Here is a 2744-nt window from a genome sequence, read left to right on the forward strand (position 1 = left end):
GGCGACCTCCGGGGCTGAGGGATCGACGGCATTCGCCCGCTCCGGGGCCACGGCGCCCGCGATGACCTGCGCGGCCCAGGCGACGGACTGCTCCACGAAGTCCGCAGGCTCGAACATGGCGTCCGCGACGCCGAGCGTGAAGGCCTGCGGCCCCGTCAGGGTGCGGTTGTTGCTGAGCGGGTTCTCGATCATCACCTTGACGGCGTTTTCCGGGCCGATCAGGCGCGGCAGGATGTAGACGCCGCCCCAGCCCGGGATGAGGCCGATGAAGGCCTCCGGGAGGGCCAGCGCCCCGGCGCCGGTGGACACGGTGCGGTAGGTGGACTGCAGGGCGATCTCCAGCCCGCCGCCCAGGGCCACGCCGTTGATGAAGGCAAAGCTGGGGACACCCAGGTTGGCCAGGGTGCCGTAGACATCGTGGCCGAGCTGGGCCATCCAAAGACCGTGTTCGCGGCCGCTAATGGACTTGACGGTGGACAGGTCTGCTCCGGCGACCAGGAAGTAGGGCTTGCCGGTAATTCCCACGCCCACGATCTCGCCGCGGGCGGCGCGCTCCTTGAGTCCTTCCAGGACGGTGCCGAGCTCGATCAGGGTGTTGGGACCCAGGGTGGTGGGCTTGGAGTGGTCCAGGCCGTTGTCCAGCGTGACCAGGGCAAACGTGCCGGGGCTCGTGCCGGCAGTCGTCTTCCCACCTGCGGCGGGCAGTTCGATGTCCTGGACGTAGGAGTGGGTGACCGATTCGTTCGGGAAGAGGTCGGCAAGTTTGCGGAAATCAGCGGCGCTCATGCTGCGGCTCCAGTCTCGGTGGTGGCGGTGGACTCTTCGGGGGTGTATTCGGTGCCGTAGCCGGCGTGGTGCGGGTTCTCCCAGATGACGGTGGCGCCCATGCCCAGGCCGATGCACATTGTGGTCATGCCGAAGCGGACCGTGGGGTCCTCCTCGAACTGGCGGGCCAGCTGGTTCATCAGCCGCACGCCGGAGGACGCGAGGGGATGCCCGACGGCGATCGCCCCGCCATAGCGGTTGACCCGGGGGTCGTCGTCGGCGATCCCGAAGTGGTCCAGGAAGCTGAGCACCTGGACGGCGAAGGCCTCGTTGATTTCGAACAGGCCGATGTCCCCGATGCCCAGCCCGGCGTTCCTGAGGGCCTTTTCGGTGGCCGGGACCGGGCCGATGCCCATGACCTCGGGCTCAACGCCGGCGAAGGCGTAGCTGACCAGGCGCATCTTGACCGGCAGGCCGAGTTCCTCCGCGGCCTCGGCGGAGGCCAGCAGTGCGGCGGTGGCACCATCATTGAGGCCGGCGGCGTTGCCGGCCGTGACCCGGCCGTGCGCGCGGAACGGGGTCTTCAGCGAGGCGAGGTCTTCCACGGAGGTGCCCGGGCGCGGCGGCTCGTCCACCGTGTTCACGGTCCAGCCCTGGCCCGGCTTCATCGTCGCGACGGGGACCAGGTCCGGTTGGATCTGGTCCTTGGCGTAGGCCGCCGCCAGCTTGTCCTGGGAAGCGACGGCGTAGGCGTCGGTGCGGTCCTTGGTGATGGCGGGGAAGCGGTCGTGCAGGTTCTCAGCGGTGTTTCCCATGTTCAGGGCTGCCGGGTCCACGATCCGTTCGGACATAAAGCGCGGGTTGGGATCCGCGCCGGCGCCCATCGGGTGATTGCCCATGTGTTCCACGCCGCCGGCGATCACGACGTCGTAGGCGCCGAAGCCGATGCCGCTCGCCGTTGTGGTCACGGCGGTCATGGCGCCGGCACACATCCGGTCGATCGCAAATCCCGGGACGGTCCGCGGCAGTCCGGCGAGCAGGGCCGCGGTTCGGCCGATCGTCAGTCCCTGGTCGCCGGTCTGTGTCGTCGCCGCGATGGCCACTTCGTCGATCCGTTCGGCCGGCAGGGACGGGTTGCGCCGCATGAGTTCGCGGATGCATTTGACCACGAGGTCGTCGGCCCGCGTTCCGGCGTAGATGCCCTTCTCGCCGGCGCGGCCGAACGGGGTGCGGACGCCGTCGACGAAGACGACCTCGCGGATGATCCTGTTTCTTCCAACGCTGGGTGTTCCGCTGCTCGGGTGCTGGCTCACGTGCTACTCCTCATCGAGACCTGGGTGCCGGATCCGCAGCCCGGGCGCAAAAGCCAGGGGCAGCAGTGATCCAGACGACATCAGACAACATGTTACTCGCCAGTAACATAGCTGGCAAGGAGTGCAGTGGCGGGAGTCCGGGCGGGCCGGCCTAGTGTGCCGTGTCTGCGGCAGCTTCGGCAGCAGCCGTGGCGGGCGCCACCTTGGCTTCCTTGACCGGGAGCGGCTGCGGGTTCTGGAACGCCTCGGCAATGAGTGGGGCGACAAGTTCAATCTGCCACTGACGGGCGCCAAGGTTTGCCAGTTCCTCGGCGATGCCTTCCTCGCTGGACTCAACCGGCGGACGCCACGAGACGCGGCGGAGGTAATCAGGCGTCAGGAGGTTCTCCACCGGCATGTTCAGTTCCTCGGCCTTGGCTTGCAGCAGGGGCCGAGCGGTGGCGAGCCTGGCTGCGGCCTCCGGGTCCCGGTCGGCCCACACCCGCGGGGGCGGGGGAGCGTTGGTGGGCAGGTGCAGGGGAGGGAGGTCCTCGAGGGTCCGGGCAGTGCTGATGCAGCGCAGCCACCGCGGCGCCTCGCGCTGGGCCGCGCGGCCGTGGAATCCCTTGGTCCCCAGCAGCTGGGGCACCGTGGTGGGCATGGCCTTGGCGGCGGCCACGAGGGCCG

General features: G+C 69.2%; 2 protein-coding genes and 1 pseudogene. All 3 read right to left on the reverse strand.

Going from position 1 to position 2744, the window contains the following annotated elements:
• A partial coding sequence (locus tag K789_RS0103010; RefSeq protein WP_024365452.1) for an enoyl-CoA hydratase/isomerase family protein occupies window positions 1-786 on the reverse strand: 786 nt, incomplete at its 3' end.
• A complete protein-coding gene (locus K789_RS0103015; RefSeq protein ID WP_024365453.1) occupies window positions 783-2078 on the reverse strand; it encodes a thiolase family protein in 1296 nt (431 codons plus the stop codon). The genes K789_RS0103015 and K789_RS0103010, both read right to left, overlap by 4 nt.
• Before the next feature lie 151 nt (window positions 2079-2229).
• Window positions 2230-2744 (reverse strand): annotated as a pseudogene (locus K789_RS0103020) (ribonuclease D); the annotation flags it as partial.

Origin of the sequence: Arthrobacter sp. TB 26 (genome assembly GCF_000427315.1) — a bacterium.
Taxonomy (GTDB): domain Bacteria; phylum Actinomycetota; class Actinomycetes; order Actinomycetales; family Micrococcaceae; genus Arthrobacter.